Below are 15,432 nucleotides of genomic sequence, written 5' to 3'. Positions count from 1 at the left end.
GGATCCGGCTCCAGAGCAGGATGCGAAAAAGTGGAAACCAGTTTTTCGCAAGAATCCTGCTCCCTCCTTGATGAGAGACGGATTCAGCTTTCAGGTGGAAACGCTGGCGATTCCCCCGAAAGCATCCGGCTCTCGACGACCCAGGCCCATCTGGAACTAAAAATACGAAGAAAGTTTTAAATCGCAACGGCGGCGAGCCCAACTCGGCGATATGAGCGTTCAAAGCAAAAATCTGCCCGAATGGTGAAAAGAACTCCAGAATTTACTCGACTATCTTTCGTAAAATTCCGCTCCAGAGATCGCGAAAGCAATGAATTTTTACCCGTGCGTCACAGATTGACGTAACGTCATCTTTATAAAAATATACGAAAACTATCTGTCATTTATTTGAATATATTGTCGCCCTGCTCGTCGATCAATTGCTTGCCCTTGACCAGCGCGAATTCGGCGGCTTCCTGCGCTCCCGGGAATCGATCGGCACGAATGAAGCGATGGCTCTTCAGCTCGCCGTCGATCTCCTTTTCGATCACGCCGGCGAGTTGATGCTGTCCGCCTTCCAGGAAAGGCATGGCGCGAATGGTGAAGCCCTTGTGCTCGGCGCTCTTGATCTCGACGGGCGCCGCCGGCGCCGTCTCCTTGCGACCGAACAGGGATTTGAGGAAGGACATGGGCTGGCTCCGTCTGTTTCGCCCTTTATAGCGCAGATGCGCCCTGCAAGGCCAAGCGCCTCGACGCATGGGCGGCGCGCCGGCGCCATGCGGCATCGCGGGTCCATTGGAGACGGTGCCGCGCACTGCGCCAGCTGACTAGCCCCCGGCGCCACTCCTGTTGATTTGGCTCGGCAACCCCCATCTCTGGTTCAGGCAGGGCGGAAACAAAAGGCCCATAGACCAGCCTGAACTTCTCGTGGGCCGCTCTGTCATCGGAGCAGCCATGACGCGCGTCCTGATATTGCTGTCGGCGGCCCTGTCGCTCGGGTTGGCGCCGTTTGCTTCGGCGACGGCCCAGGTTCCGGCGGGCTTGCCTTGCGCCGACCGCGCCGAGGTGGTCGAGAATCTCGGCAGGATCTTCGGCGAGCGCCAACTAGGGCAAGGCCTGGCCGACAGCGGCGTCGTGATCGAGCTCTTCGTCGGGCCGCAAGGCTCCTTCACCATCTTCGCGACGACGCCGCGCGGCCGGAGCTGCCTCATCGCCACGGGCGAGGCCTGGGATCCGCGGCCGCAGGAGGAAAGCTTCGCGGCGCGCTGACCCCGACGCGCCATCGCGAAGGCTGGCCGCGCGCGAAGAAGGCGGCGAGGCGCGATTGCTGCGGCGCCGGCGCCGCCCTTCAGAGCAGGATGCGAAAAAGTGGAAACCGGTTTTTCGCAAGAATCCTGCTCTAACTCTTTGGTAAGAGACGGATTCAGATGTCAGATAGGATCATTCCATGATCCCATCTGACATCATCCGGCCCTAGCGCTCGGTCAGCGCGAGCTTGGCGCCGAGCCCGACGAAGGCGGCGGCGAAGCTGCGCCTGAGCCAGGTCATCGCCGCAGGCCGCGTCACCACATGATCGCGCATCGCCGCCGCGAACAGGCCGTAGAGCGCGAAGACGACGAAGGTCATCGCCATGAACACGCCAGAGAGCTCGAGCATCCGCGCCAGCGGGCTCGCCTCGCCGGCCGGGATGAACTGCGGCAGGAAGGCGACGAAGAAGATCGAGAGCTTCGGGTTCAGCACATTGATCGCGATGCCGTCGACCAGCACGCGCAGGGCCGAGCGCGGATCGGCCCTGGTCTCGACCTTGAGCGCGCCCTGCTCGCGCAGGGTCTGCCAGGCCATCCAGAGCAGATAGGCGACGCCGGCATATTTGACGATCTCATAGGCGAGCGCGCTGGCATGCAGCAGCGCCGCCAGCCCCATCATCGCCGCCAGCAGATGCGGCACGATGCCGAGCGTGCAGGCGATCGCCGCGACGACGCTCGCCTTGCCGCCGCGCGCCAGCCCGGCGGCAATGGTGTAGATCGCGCCGGTGCCGGGCGAAGCGACGATGATCAGCGAGGTCAGCAGGAATTCGGGGGACATGATCGTCTCCAATCGGTGCACCCCATCAGACATGGCGAGCCTGCCGCTGTCGAGCCGGAAGCCTGCTCGATCATGGGCCGAACCGGAGAATTTCTCCTAAGCGTCTCGTCATTCCGGCTGGAGCGAAGCGGAATGGCGCCCCGGCGGGCTGATCCAAAAGAAAAAGGGCGGCTTGCGCCGCCCTTTCAACTCTTCGCCGCTCGGGCTGCCTCAGTTGTCGAGGAAGCTCCGGAGCTTCCGGCTGCGGCTCGGATGCTTCAGCTTGCGCAGCGCCTTCGCCTCGATCTGACGGATGCGCTCGCGGGTGACGCTGAACTGCTGGCCGACCTCTTCGAGCGTATGGTCGGTGTTCATGCCGATGCCGAAGCGCATGCGCAGCACTCTTTCTTCGCGCGGGGTCAACGACGCGAGCACCCGCGTCGTGGTCTCGCGCAGATTGCTCTGGATCGCCGCGTCGATCGGCAGGATCGCGTTCTTATCCTCGATGAAGTCGCCGAGATGGCTGTCCTCCTCGTCGCCGATCGGGGTTTCGAGCGAGATCGGCTCCTTGGCGATCTTCAGGACCTTGCGCACCTTCTCCAGCGGCATGGCGAGCTTCTCGGCCAGTTCCTCCGGGGTCGGCTCACGGCCGATCTCGTGCAGCATCTGGCGCGAGGTCCGGACGATCTTGTTGATCGTCTCGATCATGTGCACCGGGATGCGGATGGTGCGGGCCTGGTCGGCGATCGAGCGGGTGATCGCCTGGCGGATCCACCAGGTCGCATAGGTCGAGAACTTGTAGCCCCGGCGGTACTCGAACTTGTCGACCGCCTTCATCAGGCCGATGTTCCCCTCCTGGATCAGGTCGAGGAACTGCAGGCCGCGATTGGTGTACTTTTTGGCGATCGAGATCACGAGGCGAAGATTGGCCTCGATCATCTCCTTCTTCGCCTGCCTGGCCTCGCGCTCGCCCTTCTGGACCATCAGCACGATCTTGCGGAATTCCTGGATCTCCAGCCCGGTCTCGGAGGCCAGCGTGTGGATGTCCTCACGCAGGTCCTTGATCCGGTCCTTCTCGACGCCGACGAATTCCTTCCAGCCGCGCGAGCCGAGCTTGGAGACGCGCAGCACCCATTTCGGGTCGAGCTCGCCGCCGATATGCTGGCGCAGGAAGTCCTCGCGGCCGACGCCATAGCTCTCGGCCAGGCGCAGCAGCCGGGTCTCGTGCGAGATCAGCCGCTTGTTGATGTCGTAGAGCTGCTCGACCAGCGCCTCGATGCGGTTGTTGTTGAGCGAGAGCGACTTCACCGCGGTGATGATGTCGTCCTTGAGCTTCTTGTATTTGCGGTCCTGCGACGGCGTGAGCTTGGCGTTCTCCAGCCGGTTGGCGATGTCCTGGTCCTGCAGGCGGCGCAGCTTCTTGTAGTTGTCGGCGATCGAATCGAACGTCTCGAGCACGCGCGGCTTGAGCTCGGCCTCCATGGCCGAGAGCGAGACATTGTTCTCGATGTCGTCGTCGTCACTGTCGGGCGGCGGCTCGCCCTCGGCGCCGAAGGCCGGCGCCTCTTCGCCGCCCTCGCCCGCCTCGCCCTCGCCCTCGCCGGGAAGCTGGGCCGGGTTCTTGCCGTCGGGGCCGGCATAGGTCGCCTCGAGGTCGATGATGTCGCGCAGGAGGACCTTGCCCTCCATCAGTTCCTCGCGCCAGATGATGATCGCCTGGAAGGTCAGCGGGCTCTCGCAGAGCCCGGCGATCATCGCCTCGCGGCCGGCCTCGATGCGCTTGGCGATGGCGATCTCGCCCTCGCGCGACAGCAGTTCGACCGAGCCCATCTCGCGCAGATACATGCGGACGGGGTCGTCGGTGCGCTCGGTCGGCTCGAGATTGCGCTTGACCTCGACGGGCAGCGCCGAGCGCGACGCGTCGACCAGGTCGCCGCCCTCGCCCTCCTCGTCATCGCCGTCCTTGCCGGCGCGCGCCGCGGCGCGCTCCTCGCCGGAGGCTTCCGGGTCCTCGTTGTCGACGACGTTGATGCCCTGCTCGCTGAGCTGGCCGAGAACGTCCTCGATCTGCTCGGAGGTGAACTCCTCCGAAGGCAGAACCTCGTTCAGCTCGTCATAGGTGACATAGCCACGCTTCTTGGCGAGCTTGATCATCCGCCTTACGGCCTGATCCGTCAGGTCGAGAAGGGGTCCGTCCGCGCTCGGGGGCGCTTCCGGCGAAACCGGCTCGGACTTTTCCCGCTCGCTCGCTTTGGTGGCCATCAATCAGCGCTCCGCCTTCTTAAGCCGCCGCGCCATCGCCTGCACGATGCCCCGACGCGTAAAAGGGCGCCGCGGCCGTTAGATCGGCCGCGCACCCACCCAAATCATCCCTTTCACAGATAGCGCCGATCATCGTTGATGAATCGTGCACCATCTGCCGCCATCACCGGATTTGCCGACGAAATGCAACGCGCCACGCCCGGTCAGTCATCGGAGTTGGCCTCCGTACCCTCGACGGCGTCGAGGCGGGCCTTCACATCCTTCATCCAGGCGAAATTGGCTTCCGTCGCTTCGTCAGCCAATGCGCGTTCGGCTGCCTTCAGCTCGCTATGTAGCGTGCGCGCCCGATGATGCAAGACGAGAGCCTGATGAATCGAATCAAAAACCGATTCGGGATCAGCGGTTTGCATGAGCTTCAGCCGTTCGGCCGGGCCGGTGACCGCCATCAGCGCGGCCTGCGCCTCCGCCACCCGCGTCTGCTCCAGCCTCCGGCCGAAGGCGCCGCGGTCGAAGCCGCCTTCCACCGTCGCGTCGAGCAGCGCCTGGCGGAAGCGCTCGGCCGCGAGGCCGTCGAGCGAAAGCTCGGCGATGTCGTCGACGCAGCGCAGCACGAGGTCCGGATGGCTCGCCAGCGCCAGCAGGATGAAGGCCTCGCGCGGATTTTCGCCGCGTGAGCGATGCAGCAGCGGCGAACGGACGAGCTGCGGGCTCGCGCGCAGCGGGCCGCTCGGCCGCGCCGCCGCGTTGCCGAAATTGCCACGTCCGCCCCTGCCACCGCCGGAGAACCCCGAGCGCTGCTCGTTGCGTGGCGCCGGCGCGGCGACGGCGAAGAGCTGGCCCAGCCGCTCGTCGATCTCGCGGCGGTAGTGCCGCCGCGTCGCCTCGTCGCGGATCTGCCCGAGCGGCTCCTTCAGCCGGCGCTCGAAGGCGGCGCGGCGCTCGGGCGTATCGAGCTGGCTTGCCTCGAACTCGCGGCTCCACAGCATGTCGACGAAGGGCCGGGCCGCGCCGAGCACCTCGGCGACCGCCGCCTTGCCGCCGGAGCGGGCGAGATCGTCCGGGTCCTGCCCTTCCGGCAGGAGCGCGAAGGCGAGCGACTTGCCCGGCTCCAGCATCGGCAAGGCGAGGTCGATCGCCCGGCTCGCAGCCTTGCGCCCGGCCTTGTCGCCGTCGAGGCAGATCACCGGCTCGTCCGCCATGCGCCAGAGCAGGCCGAGCTGGTCCTCGGTCAGCGCCGTGCCGAGCGGGGCGACGACCTGCGGAAAGCCCGACAGCGTCATCGCGATGACATCGACATAGCCCTCGACGACGATGACCTGGCCGGTGTCATGCGCCGCCTTGCGGGCATTGTGGTGGTTGAACAGCAGCGCCCCCTTGTGGAAGAGCGGCGTCTCCGGCGAATTCAGGTACTTGGCCGAGACCTCGGCGCTCATCGCCCGGCCGCCGAAGGCGACGACCCGGCCGCGCACATCATGGATCGGAAACATGATGCGGTCGCGGAAGCGGTCGTAGGGCACGGCGATCTCGTCGCCATGCACGAGGAGCCCGGCCTCCATCATCAGCTCGGCACCAACCCCCTTGGCGGCGAGATGATCGCGCAGCGCGAAGCGATCAGGCGACGCATAGCCGATGCGGAAGAGCTGGCGCGCCTGGGCCTCCAGCCCGCGGCCGGCGAGGTAGCGCCGCGCCAGCCCGCCGCGCTCGGTCTGCAACTCGGCCTCGAAGAAGCGGGCCGCGAGCTCGACCACCTCGTGCAGGCCCTTGCGCCTCTCCTCCTGCGCCTGCGCCTCGAACGAGACCTTGGGCAGCGCCACCCCGGCCTCGGAGGCGAGCTTCTCGACGGCCTCCGGGAAGGAGAGCCCCTCGGTCTCCATCACGAACTTGAAGATGTCGCCGTTCTTGCCCGAGGAGAAATCGAAGAACGAGCCCTTCTGGTCGTTGACGAAGAAGGACGGCGTCTTCTCGGCGTTGAAGGGCGAGAGCCCCTTCCATTCACGCCCGGCCTTGGCGAGGCGCACGCGTTTGCCCACGACCGCCGACACAGGCAGCCGCGCCTTGATCTCCTCAAGGACGGAGGGCGGAAATTTCATGGCCTTCTATGTGGCGATATACGGATCGGACGCCAGTCCCGGATCGCATCGCGACGACGTTATCGGCACTATCCACAGGCGCGCTGCCCAAACCGGGCAGCAGTCCACACGCAGCCGGCGGATCTTCCGCAAGCGCTTCAGCACTGCCTTCGACGGGCACCGGGAAGCGGCGTGGGCGATCCTGACAATGTCAGCCTTCCGCGGCCCCAGCCCCGCTCGGCGGCAAGGCGGCCATCTGCTCCGCACAAACCTCGCGAACGCAGCCGCGCAGCCAGCGATGCGCCGGATCGGCGTCGAGCCGCGGGTGCCAGAGCAATGAAATGGTGATCTCCGGCAGCGCGACCGGCAGCGGGAAACTGTGCATCCCGGCGCGCAGGGCCGCCGTGTGGCGCTCGGGAACGCTGGCGATCAGCTCGGTGGCCCGCGCCAGCGCCAGAGCCGTCGAAAAGCCGCCGACGACCGTGACGACCTCCCGGGCCAGCCCGAGCAGGCTCAACGCATCGTCGATCGGTCCGCGGTCGTGCCCTTGTCGCGAGACGCTGATGTGCTTTTCCGCGGCATAGCCGGCGGGCGTGATCTCGCCCGAACTCAGCGCGTGCCCCGCTCGCACCACACCGACGAAACGGTCACGGAACAGCGCCTGCGCCCGCACCTCCGGACCGGTCGCCTTGCCGACGACGCCCGTTTCCAGATCGACAGTTCCATCCCGCAGAGGTGCGCTGTCCTTGTCCGGCTTCTGCACGAAGCGCAGCCGCACGCCGGGCGCCTGCCTGCCGAGGCGAGCCATGAGCTCCGCTCCGAAGGTCTCGGCGAAGCCTTCGCTGGTCCGCAGCGTGAACGTTCGCACGAGCTTTTCGAGATCGAGCTCCTCGGCGGGGCCAAGCGCGGCCTTTGCGTCCTGCACGATCTGGCCGACCCGCTCCCGCAGCTCCAGCGCCCGGGGCGTCGGAACGAGGCCGCGCCCTGCCCTGACCAGCAGCGGATCTCCCGTCGTCTCGCGCAAGCGTGCCAGGGCCCGGCTCATCGCCGACGGGCTGAGCCGCAGCCGCCGAGCGGCGCGCGCCACGCTACCCTCGGTGAGCAGCACGTCCAGGGTGACGAGCAGGTTGAGATCGGGCGTCGACATGGATCGACCATAGCGCAACGCGACCATGATGTGGCGTCAGGCGCACGAATAAAGTGCAGATGATGCGCGTTCCGCCATGTCACGCAACGAACTAGCTCTCCGACGGCTTCGCTTCCCGGAGTCGCCAGAGACGGAGTTGATGTTGAAGCCAATCATTGCAGGACGGGAAGAGCCGGCCATCGGAGTAACGGAACGAGCGCCTTCGGTCCGCCTGGCCCTAGCCGCTCTGTCCTTGTCGATGCTGCTGTCCTCGCTCGGCACCAGCATCGCCAATGTCGGCCTGCCGACGCTGGCACAGGCTTTCGGCGCCGCCTTCCAGGACGTCCAGTGGGTCGTCCTCGCCTATCTCCTGGCGATCACCACCCTGATCGTCGGCGTCGGGCGGCTCGGCGACATGATCGGCCGCCGCCGGCTGCTGCTTGCCGGGATCGCCCTGTTCACGGCCGCCTCGGCACTGAGCGGCGTCGCGCCGACGCTCGGGCTGCTGATCGCCGCGCGAGCGGCGCAGGGCGTGGGCGCGGCGATCATGATGGCGCTGACCATGGCCTTCGTCGGCGAGACCGTTCCGAAGGCGAAGACCGGCAGCGCCATGGGCTTGCTCGGGACGATGTCGGCGATCGGTACCGCGCTCGGCCCGTCCCTCGGCGGCGTTCTGATCGCCTGGTTCGGCTGGCGGGCGATCTTCCTCGTCAACCTGCCGGTCGGCGTCCTGACCTTCATGCTCGCCTGGCGCGCCTTGCCCGTAGACCGCCCGCTCCAGAGGGCCGATCGGCCCGCCTTCGACCATGCCGGCACGCTGCTGCTCGCCGTGACGCTCGCGGCCTATGCGCTGGCCATGACGGTCGGGCGCGGTCATTTCGGCCTGCTCAACCTGGCCCTGCTGCTGACCGCACTCGTCGGCGCGGGCCTCTTCGGGCTCGCCCAGACGCGCGCGGCAGCGCCCCTGATCCAGTTGGACATGTTCCGCGAGCCGGGCTTCAGCGCCAGCCTGGCCATGAACGCGCTCGTCTCGACGGTGATGATGGCGACGCTCGTGGTCGGGCCGTTCTACCTTTCCCGCTCGCTCGGACTCGACACGGCCATGGTCGGGATGGTGATGGCGCTCGGCCCCGTCATCGCCGCGCTCAGCGGCTTCCCGGCGGGCCGCATCGTCGACCGCCTGGGCGCGCCGTTCATGGTCCTCGCCGGACTCGTCGCCATGGCCGCCGGCGCACTCGCCCTGTCCGTGCTGCCGGCGCTGTTCGGCATTGCCGGCTACGTTGCCGCGATCGCCGTTCTGACCCCCGGCTACCAGCTGTTCCAGGCGGCCAACAACACTGCGGTCATGGCCGATGTCCGCCCGGGTCGGCGAGGCGTCATCTCGGGCGTGCTCAACCTGTCGCGCAATCTCGGTCTCGTCACCGGCGCCTCCGCGATGGGCGCCGTGTTCGCGCTCGCCTCGGCGACCACCGACGTCGCCACGGCGGCGCCCGAGGCGGTCGCCACCGGCATGCGGGTCACCTTCGCGGTCGCGGCGGTCATGATCCTCGCCGCGCTCGCCATGGCAATGGCCGGCCGCGCCTCCTGGCGCCGCCGGCCGTGACTCAGCCCCCGAGCAGGCCCTTCACCAGCGGGCTGACCTTGCCGAAATCCATCTGGCCGGCATAGGCCGCCCGCAAGCTCCCGATCACCTTGCCCATATCCTTGACCCCGGCGGCGCCGGTTTCGGCGATGGCCTTCTCGATCGCCGCCTTGACCTGCGCCTCGTCCATCTGCTGCGGCAGATAGGCGCTGATCACCGCAACCTCGGCGCGCTCGCCATCGGCGAGCTCGGGGCGGCCATTGGCATCGTAGATCGCGATCGATTCCTGGCGCTGCTTGATCATCTTCTGCAGCAAGGCGAGGATCTCGTCGGGCGCGATCTCGCCCTTTCCGGCGCCGCGTGCCTCGATGTCCTTGTCCTTGAGCGAGGACTGGATCAGGCGGATGGTCGAGACCTTGCCCTTCTCGCCGGCCTTCATCGCGGTCTTCAGGTCGGCGGTGAACTGCTCGCGCAAGCTGGACATGACTGCCTTATCCTCGTCTTGGTTCATTGACGGCGCGCGGGCACCTCATTAAGGCTCGCGCTCCAGACCGGCGGCACCATATGGGGCCCTGCCTTCACTGCCGCGCTTCGAAGCGGCCTGGACGAGACATAGACATGACCGTTGATGAAGGAAACCCCGCCGCGGCGGGCTGGAGCGAGCCGCGCGCGACCGCGGTCCTGGTGCTGGCGGACGGCACCGTGCTCGAGGGCTTCGGCCTCGGCGCGGTCGGCCAGGCTCCGGGCGAGGTCTGCTTCAACACCGCGATGACGGGCTATCAGGAAATCCTGACCGACCCGTCCTATGCCGGCCAGATCATCACCTTCACCTTCCCGCATATCGGCAATGTCGGCGTCAACGAGGAGGATACCGAGACGGTCAACGCCGCCGCCTCCTCCGGCGTGCGCGGCGTCGTGCTCCATGCAGCGGTCACCGAGCCCTCGAACTGGCGCGCGGCCAGGCATTTCGACACCTGGCTGAAGGCAAGGGGCATCGTCGGCATCTGCGGCATCGACACCCGCGCCCTGACCGCGCTGATCCGCGACAAGGGCATGCCCAACGCGATCATTGCCCATGATCCCGCCGGCGCGTTCGACGTTGCGCGCCTGCAGCGCGAGGCCGCCGCCCTGCCCGACATGGCCGGCCTCGACCTCGTCCCCCTCGTCGCCTCGACCCAGCGCTATGACTGGGAGGAGACGCCCTGGCAGTGGCCGCGCGGCTATGGCCGGCGCGACGGCACGGCGCACCGCGTCGTCGCGGTCGACTATGGCGTCAAGCGCAACATCCTGCGCCTGCTCGCCAATGCCGGCTGCGAGGTCCAGGTCGTGCCGTCCACCGCGACGGCCCAGCAGATCCTCGCGCTCAACCCCGACGGTGTCTTCCTGTCGAACGGCCCGGGCGATCCGGCCGCGACCGGGCAATATGCCGTGCCGGTGATCCGGGAGCTGCTGGACAAGAAGGTCCCGACCTTCGGCATCTGCCTCGGCCACCAGATGCTGGCGCTCGCCATCGGCGGCCAGACCCTGAAGATGAAGCAGGGCCATCACGGCGCCAACCATCCGGTCCAGGACAAGACCACCGGCAAGGTCGAGATCGTCTCGATGAACCACGGCTTCGCGGTCGATCCGGCGAGCCTGCCGGAGAACGCCGCCGAGACCCATGTCTCGCTCTTCGACGGCTCCAATTGCGGCATCGCGCTGACCGACCGCCCGGCCTTCAGCGTGCAGCACCATCCCGAGGCCTCGCCCGGCCCGCAGGACAGCCACTACCTTTTCACCCGCTTCGTCGAGATGATGGAAGCAAATAAGGCGGGCAAGACCGCGTAGGAGCCAATCCTCGCCGCGCTCGGACAAAAAAACTTGCCGCCCGGTCGGGTCTCGACCGGGCGGCAAGCGTTCGCTCGCGAATGAACGAATCTCGAGCCTGATCGCAAAAGCTCCTTCCGCCTCTGCGATCAGGGCAGGCTCACCCTATTGCTTCGGCGCGCCGACCTTGCCCCCGACGCCGGCCTTGCCGGCAGCGCCCACCGCGCCCTTGGCGGCTCCGCCGCCCGCTCCGACAGTTCCGGTCGTGTCGACCTGACCCTTGGCGCCGGCCTTCGCCCCGGGCACGCCGACCTGCGTGTTGACGCCGGCATTGGCACCGCCCGAGGCGCCGGGCGCGGTCACCGCGCCCCGTGCATTGCTGCGGGTTTGCGAATCGACCGAAACCCCCTGAGCCAGGGCGGGGACGGACAGCACGGCCGATACGGCAAGCACAGCCACGGACGTTTTGATGCCAGTCATCAGCTTCTCCTTGTCTGGCGCGCAGCAAATTCACGGCCGATCTTACGCGCCGCCCGCAAGAGGGGTCGGCAGCTGCGCGAGATCAGCGCAGGCGGCGCAGGCCAATCCAGACAGCGACGGATGACCGTTCTTCGGGGTTTTCGAGGTCATTTCGCGAAGCGGCGGCCGTAGTTCGGCCCAATATGCGGCAGTCGGCGGTGCCGAGCTGGTGCCTCGGCCGCGACGCCCGGCAGGTCCTCGGCTCTTCTCCCACGACGTCTTCCTCGCCGACGGCCCCGCTGGCCGACCGCCCGACCTTCAGCCTCCAGGGCCGCGCCCGGCCCGCAGGACAACCACTATCTTTTTACGCGTTTCGTCGAGATGATGGCTGCGGAGACGGTGAAGAAAGCCAGCTGAGGAGTGGCGGCGATGATCCATCAGCTGCGCATCTACGAGATTTTCGAGAGCAACAAGGCCGCCTTTCACGCCCGCTTTCGCGATCACGCCATGCGCATCATGGCCCGCCACGGCTTCCACATCCTGGCGCTCTGGGAGACAAAGAGCGCGACACGCACCGAGTTCGCCTACATCCTCGCCTGGCCCGACGCCGCGACCAAGGCGGAGCGCTGGGCGGGCTTCAAGGCCGATCCGGAATGGGCCGAGATCAAGCGCGTCAGCGTGATCGAGCATGGCGACCTCGTCGGCGCGGTCGAGGACCGGTTGCTGACGCCGACCGACTACTCGCCGCCGCTCTGAGTTGACAGGCGGGCGGCGCGGCGGTTTAAGCGCGCCATGACCAATGCCTGCCTTCTCGCCAATTCCTGCCTTCTCGCCAATTCCTGCCTTCTCGCAAGGAACTATTACGCCCCGTCCTCATAAGGCGGTGGCATTTTCATGTTTCAACCGCCGCGCTGGCGGTTGAAATCAGGCAGTCACCCGGCATCGCGGCCCTCCCTCAAGGAAAACGCGATGCATACCCCCCGCAAGACCGTCACCTCGATCGGCATCATGGGCTTCGGCGCCTTCGGCCGGCTGATGGCGAGGCATCTCCAGCCGCATTTTGCGCTCTCGGTCTACGATTCCCAGTGCCCGGCCTCTCCTGATGCTTCCGGCAAGGGCCTCGCGCCGGCGGACATCGCCGGCGTCGGCGCCTGTGATCTCGTCATCCTCGCCGTGCCCGTCGATAGCGTCCCCGCGGCGCTCGCCGCGCTCAGCCCACATCTGCGCGCCGGCGCGATCGTGCTCGATGTCGGCTCGGTCAAGATCGGTCCCGCTCTGGCGATGCAGGCCGGGCTGCCGGAGCATGTCGAGATCGTCGGCACACATCCGCTGTTCGGGCCGCAGAGCGCGCGCCACGGCATCAGGGGCCTGAAGCTCGCGCTTTGCCCGATCCGCGGGCGCAGCGCCGGCCGGATCGCCGCCTTCCTGCGCCTCGTGCTCGGCCTCAACGTGATCCTGACCACGCCGGACGCCCATGACCGCGAGGTCGCCCTCGTCCAGGGCCTGACCCATCTGATCGCCAAGATCCTGGTCCAGATGGAGCCCTTGCCGCGCCGGATGACCACCGCGAGCTTCGACCTGCTGATGCAGGCGACCGAGATGGTGCGCTATGACGCGGCCAACGTCTTCCTCGCCATCGAACGCGGCAACCCGCATGCCCGGGCGGTGCGCGACCGCTTCTTCGCCTTGGCGGAGGAGATGCGCGAGCTGCTGGAAGGCAACCACCGGCAAGAGCCGGAGAAGGCGGAAACCGAGGCGATGCAGCCGGCTTAGAGTCATCCCGGACAAGGGGCGAAGCCGCGCCGCCCCGGGATGACGGCATGGTTCTGAAGGCGACCCGTAAACCTCAGACCGCCGCCTTCGCCTCCGGCCTGAGGAAGGCGGCAAGCTGGCCGGCGGAAAGCGCGGCCTCTTCCGCCAGCCGCGTCGCCAGCGCCGTTGCCGCCGGGCGCGGCCGGCCGAGCGGCCGGTCCAGCCAGTAGGAGACCGGGTTCAGCGCCGTGCGCGGATCGACCATGGCGAGCCGGCCGGAATCGACCTGCGCCTGCGCCAGAGGCGGGCGCGCCAGCGCGACGCCGAGCCCGCAAGCGGCCGCGTCGAGCACGAGATTATAGTCCTCGAAACGCCGATCCTGCGGGCGCGGGCGGTAATCCAGGCCATGGGCGTTGAACCAGGCGCGCCAGCCGGCGGCGTCCGAATCATGGATCAGCGGCTGCTCCAGCAGGCGCTCGGGACGGCCTTCGCCGATCGCCCGCGCCATCCCCGGCGAGGCCACCGGAAAGCACCATTCCTCGAAGAGCTGCACCGAGACCCGGCCCGGCGCCCCGCCGCGCCCGCAGCGTATGGCGAGGTCGATGCCTTCCTCGTCGAGCGCGACCAGGCGGTGGTCGACCTGCAGCACGATTCGCAAGGCGGGGTCGCCGCTCTCGAGCCGCTGCCAGCGCGGCATCAGCCAGAGCGAGCAAACCGAAGGCGTCGCGCTGAAGCGCACCACCGCGGCGCCGCGCTGCTCGCTCCAGCGGTCGGAGCTGTCGGCGAACAGCGAAAAGGCCTCCTGCGTGCGCTGGAGCAGCCTCTGGCCTTCCGGCGTCAGCGCGACGCCCCGCGCCTGGCGCACGAAGACGCGCAGGCCCAGCCAATGCTCCAGCTTCGCCACCTGCCGGCTGACCGCACCATGGGTCAGGTTCAGCGCCTCCGCAGCGCCCGAGAAGCTGCCGGAGCGGGCAGCCGCCTCGAAGGCGCGCAGCGTGTCGAGCGGCGGCAGGTTCAAGCTGTGATCCATCCTCACAGCTCGCCATCGAATTACTCGTTTGTCAATCAGCTCGCCGAGGCGTCTATCGGGGCCGAACCGTCACCCAGCCCTCGAGGCCCGCCATGACAACGATTTCCCCGGCCGCTCCGGCCCGGACCGGCGCAACGATCGACCCCATGCTGATCTTCACCATCACCTTCACCGTCGTCGCCTGGGCCTCCTCCTTCCCGGCGATCCGGGCCGGGCTCACCGGCTTCGGCCCGCTCGAGATGGCGGCGCTGCGTTTCGCGCTCGCCGGCGTCCCCGCCGCGCTCTTCCTCGTCGCGACCCGCGCCGCCCTGCCGGCCCGCGCCGATCTCTGGCGCTTCCTCACCGGCGGCATCGTCTTCATCGCGCTCTATGCGATCCTGCTCAATCTCGGCCAGCGCGTCGTGCCGGCCGGCGCCGCGAGCTTCATCATCAACACCAACCCGATCATGACGGCGGCGCTCGCCATGCTGCTGCTGAACGAGCGCTTCAGCCTGATCGCCTGGCTCGGCACGGCGCTGTCCTTCGCCGGCATCGGCGTCATCGCGCTCGGCAACGGGCTCGACCTGAACATCGGCATCAGCGTGCTGCTGATCCTCGGCGCCGCCTTCTGCAACGCGATCTCGACGGTGGTGCAGAAGCCGCTGTTTGCCCGCCACAAGCCGCTCTCGGTCGCCGCCTGGAACATGGCGATCGGCGGGCTGGCGCTCTCGCCCTTCCTGCCCGGCGCGCTGGAACAGATCCCGGCCGCACCGAGCCAGGCGCTCTGGTCGGTGGTCTATCTCGCCGTGGTCCCGAGCCTGATCGCCTATGGCACCTGGGCGATCACGCTCTCGCGCCTGCCGGCCGGCCGCGCCTCCAACTTCCAGTACTGCGTGCCGCCGATGGCGATGCTGATCAGCTTCCTTTGGCTCGGCGAGGTGCCGACCGCGCTCGGCATCCTCGGCGGCATCATGACGCTCGGCGGCGTGGTGATCGTCAACCTGAAGCGCTGAGCGGCAAACCCTTCACCGGCGAGGCGCGGGGCGCGGGGAACCCCTCTCCTGGAAGGAGAGGGGCAGGGGTGAGGTGTTCGGGAGGGGAATCGTTGGCCTGAACCCAACCGCGCGCTGTGAGCCCTCGCGGAACTGGTCCAGCGGCCGACACCTCACCCTTCTCCGTCATTGCGAGCGAAGCGAAGCAACCCAGGAGCGCAAGATCACTTTTCTTGGCGAGCCCGTCTGGATTGCTTCGCTTCGCTCGCGATGGCGGGAGGGCCGGCGGGGATAATTCGGCAATCGCTCCCCGCCGCCGGAACCTCGCTTAT

14 protein-coding genes are annotated in these 15,432 nt (G+C 67.5%); 6 read left to right on the top strand and 8 right to left on the bottom strand.

What is annotated here, in order from left to right; genetic code table 11:
• Positions 1 to 383 precede the first annotated feature (383 nt).
• Positions 384 to 668: an HlyU family transcriptional regulator gene (locus V6M56_RS14675; RefSeq protein WP_332684891.1), complete on the bottom strand. Its 285-nt coding sequence runs from the start codon at positions 666 to 668 to the stop codon at positions 384 to 386.
• Positions 669 to 933: 265 nt separating this feature from the next.
• Between V6M56_RS14675 and V6M56_RS14670 the strand changes: the two genes are divergently transcribed.
• Positions 934 to 1,248: a hypothetical protein gene (locus V6M56_RS14670; protein ID WP_332684851.1), complete on the top strand. Its 315-nt coding sequence runs from the start codon at positions 934 to 936 to the stop codon at positions 1,246 to 1,248.
• Positions 1,249 to 1,452: 204 nt separating this feature from the next.
• Here V6M56_RS14670 and V6M56_RS14665 read toward each other — a convergent pair whose 3' ends face one another.
• The 4 genes from V6M56_RS14665 to V6M56_RS14650 all read right to left on the bottom strand — a co-directional run bounded on the left by V6M56_RS14665 (position 1,453) and on the right by V6M56_RS14650 (position 7,521).
• Positions 1,453 to 2,064 (bottom strand): LysE family translocator, encoded by a 612-nt coding sequence (locus V6M56_RS14665; RefSeq protein WP_332684850.1) that lies wholly within the window; start codon positions 2,062 to 2,064, stop codon positions 1,453 to 1,455.
• Positions 2,065 to 2,274: 210 nt separating this feature from the next.
• Positions 2,275 to 4,305: an RNA polymerase sigma factor RpoD gene (gene rpoD, locus V6M56_RS14660; protein WP_332684848.1), complete on the bottom strand. Its 2,031-nt coding sequence runs from the start codon at positions 4,303 to 4,305 to the stop codon at positions 2,275 to 2,277.
• Positions 4,306 to 4,508: 203 nt separating this feature from the next.
• A complete protein-coding gene (gene dnaG / locus V6M56_RS14655) occupies positions 4,509 to 6,395 on the bottom strand; it encodes a DNA primase (RefSeq protein ID WP_332684847.1) in 1,887 nt (628 codons plus the stop codon).
• 190 nt (positions 6,396 to 6,585) lie between these two features.
• On the bottom strand, positions 6,586 to 7,521 hold the full coding sequence (locus tag V6M56_RS14650; protein WP_332684890.1) for a LysR family transcriptional regulator: 936 nt from the start codon (positions 7,519 to 7,521) through the stop codon (positions 6,586 to 6,588).
• A gap of 139 nt (positions 7,522 to 7,660) precedes the next feature.
• On the opposite strand from V6M56_RS14650, the gene V6M56_RS14645 reads away from it, so the two are divergent.
• Positions 7,661 to 9,103: an MFS transporter gene (locus V6M56_RS14645; protein WP_332684846.1), complete on the top strand. Its 1,443-nt coding sequence runs from the start codon at positions 7,661 to 7,663 to the stop codon at positions 9,101 to 9,103.
• 1 nt (position 9,104) lies between these two features.
• Here V6M56_RS14645 and V6M56_RS14640 read toward each other — a convergent pair whose 3' ends face one another.
• Positions 9,105 to 9,566, bottom strand: a complete 462-nt coding sequence (locus tag V6M56_RS14640) for a GatB/YqeY domain-containing protein (RefSeq protein ID WP_332684845.1) — start codon at positions 9,564 to 9,566, stop codon at positions 9,105 to 9,107.
• 134 nt (positions 9,567 to 9,700) lie between these two features.
• On the opposite strand from V6M56_RS14640, the gene carA reads away from it, so the two are divergent.
• The gene (gene carA, locus V6M56_RS14635; protein WP_332684844.1) at positions 9,701 to 10,909 is read left to right on the top strand and encodes a glutamine-hydrolyzing carbamoyl-phosphate synthase small subunit; all 1,209 of its coding nucleotides are present in this window, start codon (positions 9,701 to 9,703) and stop codon (positions 10,907 to 10,909) included.
• A gap of 144 nt (positions 10,910 to 11,053) precedes the next feature.
• On the opposite strand, the gene V6M56_RS14630 is transcribed toward carA, so the two are convergent.
• On the bottom strand, positions 11,054 to 11,368 hold the full coding sequence (locus tag V6M56_RS14630; protein ID WP_332684843.1) for a hypothetical protein: 315 nt from the start codon (positions 11,366 to 11,368) through the stop codon (positions 11,054 to 11,056).
• Positions 11,369 to 11,776: 408 nt separating this feature from the next.
• Between V6M56_RS14630 and V6M56_RS14625 the strand changes: the two genes are divergently transcribed.
• Entirely contained in the window at positions 11,777 to 12,103 is a 327-nt protein-coding gene (locus tag V6M56_RS14625; protein ID WP_332684842.1) for an NIPSNAP family protein, read from the top strand.
• 213 nt (positions 12,104 to 12,316) lie between these two features.
• On the top strand, positions 12,317 to 13,120 hold the full coding sequence (locus V6M56_RS14620; RefSeq protein WP_332684841.1) for a prephenate dehydrogenase: 804 nt from the start codon (positions 12,317 to 12,319) through the stop codon (positions 13,118 to 13,120).
• Between the two features lie 73 nt (positions 13,121 to 13,193).
• On the opposite strand, the gene V6M56_RS14615 is transcribed toward V6M56_RS14620, so the two are convergent.
• Positions 13,194 to 14,129 (bottom strand): LysR substrate-binding domain-containing protein, encoded by a 936-nt coding sequence (locus V6M56_RS14615; protein ID WP_332684840.1) that lies wholly within the window; start codon positions 14,127 to 14,129, stop codon positions 13,194 to 13,196.
• Between the two features lie 92 nt (positions 14,130 to 14,221).
• Between V6M56_RS14615 and V6M56_RS14610 the strand changes: the two genes are divergently transcribed.
• Positions 14,222 to 15,121 carry a DMT family transporter gene (locus V6M56_RS14610; RefSeq protein WP_442881163.1) on the top strand — a complete coding sequence of 300 codons (900 nt, stop codon included), beginning with the start codon at positions 14,222 to 14,224 and terminating at the stop codon, positions 15,119 to 15,121.
• Positions 15,122 to 15,432 lie beyond the last annotated feature (311 nt).

The sequence above is a fragment of the Allobosea sp. genome, from assembly GCF_036675845.1.
Taxonomy (GTDB): Bacteria; Pseudomonadota; Alphaproteobacteria; order Rhizobiales; family Beijerinckiaceae; genus Allobosea.
Note: the sequence above shows the minus strand (reverse complement) of the source record. Positions and strands in the feature narration are given on the sequence as shown.

What these genes read in the sequence shown, in the direction of transcription:
- dnaG (WP_332684847.1), bottom strand. Translation starts at nt 6,395, where the DNA reads ATGAAATTTCCGCCCTCCGTCCTTGAGGAGATCAAGGCGCGGCTGCCT.
- V6M56_RS14645 (WP_332684846.1), top strand. Translation starts at nt 7,661, where the DNA reads ATGTTGAAGCCAATCATTGCAGGACGGGAAGAGCCGGCCATCGGAGTA.
- V6M56_RS14650 (WP_332684890.1), bottom strand. Translation starts at nt 7,521, where the DNA reads ATGTCGACGCCCGATCTCAACCTGCTCGTCACCCTGGACGTGCTGCTC.
- V6M56_RS14630 (WP_332684843.1), bottom strand. Translation starts at nt 11,368, where the DNA reads ATGACTGGCATCAAAACGTCCGTGGCTGTGCTTGCCGTATCGGCCGTG.
- V6M56_RS14610 (WP_442881163.1), top strand. Translation starts at nt 14,222, where the DNA reads ATGACAACGATTTCCCCGGCCGCTCCGGCCCGGACCGGCGCAACGATC.
- V6M56_RS14625 (WP_332684842.1), top strand. Translation starts at nt 11,777, where the DNA reads ATGATCCATCAGCTGCGCATCTACGAGATTTTCGAGAGCAACAAGGCC.
- V6M56_RS14670 (WP_332684851.1), top strand. Translation starts at nt 934, where the DNA reads ATGACGCGCGTCCTGATATTGCTGTCGGCGGCCCTGTCGCTCGGGTTG.
- V6M56_RS14665 (WP_332684850.1), bottom strand. Translation starts at nt 2,064, where the DNA reads ATGTCCCCCGAATTCCTGCTGACCTCGCTGATCATCGTCGCTTCGCCC.
- rpoD (WP_332684848.1), bottom strand. Translation starts at nt 4,305, where the DNA reads ATGGCCACCAAAGCGAGCGAGCGGGAAAAGTCCGAGCCGGTTTCGCCG.
- V6M56_RS14615 (WP_332684840.1), bottom strand. Translation starts at nt 14,129, where the DNA reads ATGGATCACAGCTTGAACCTGCCGCCGCTCGACACGCTGCGCGCCTTC.
- V6M56_RS14640 (WP_332684845.1), bottom strand. Translation starts at nt 9,566, where the DNA reads ATGTCCAGCTTGCGCGAGCAGTTCACCGCCGACCTGAAGACCGCGATG.
- V6M56_RS14620 (WP_332684841.1), top strand. Translation starts at nt 12,317, where the DNA reads ATGCATACCCCCCGCAAGACCGTCACCTCGATCGGCATCATGGGCTTC.
- V6M56_RS14675 (WP_332684891.1), bottom strand. Translation starts at nt 668, where the DNA reads ATGTCCTTCCTCAAATCCCTGTTCGGTCGCAAGGAGACGGCGCCGGCG.
- carA (WP_332684844.1), top strand. Translation starts at nt 9,701, where the DNA reads ATGACCGTTGATGAAGGAAACCCCGCCGCGGCGGGCTGGAGCGAGCCG.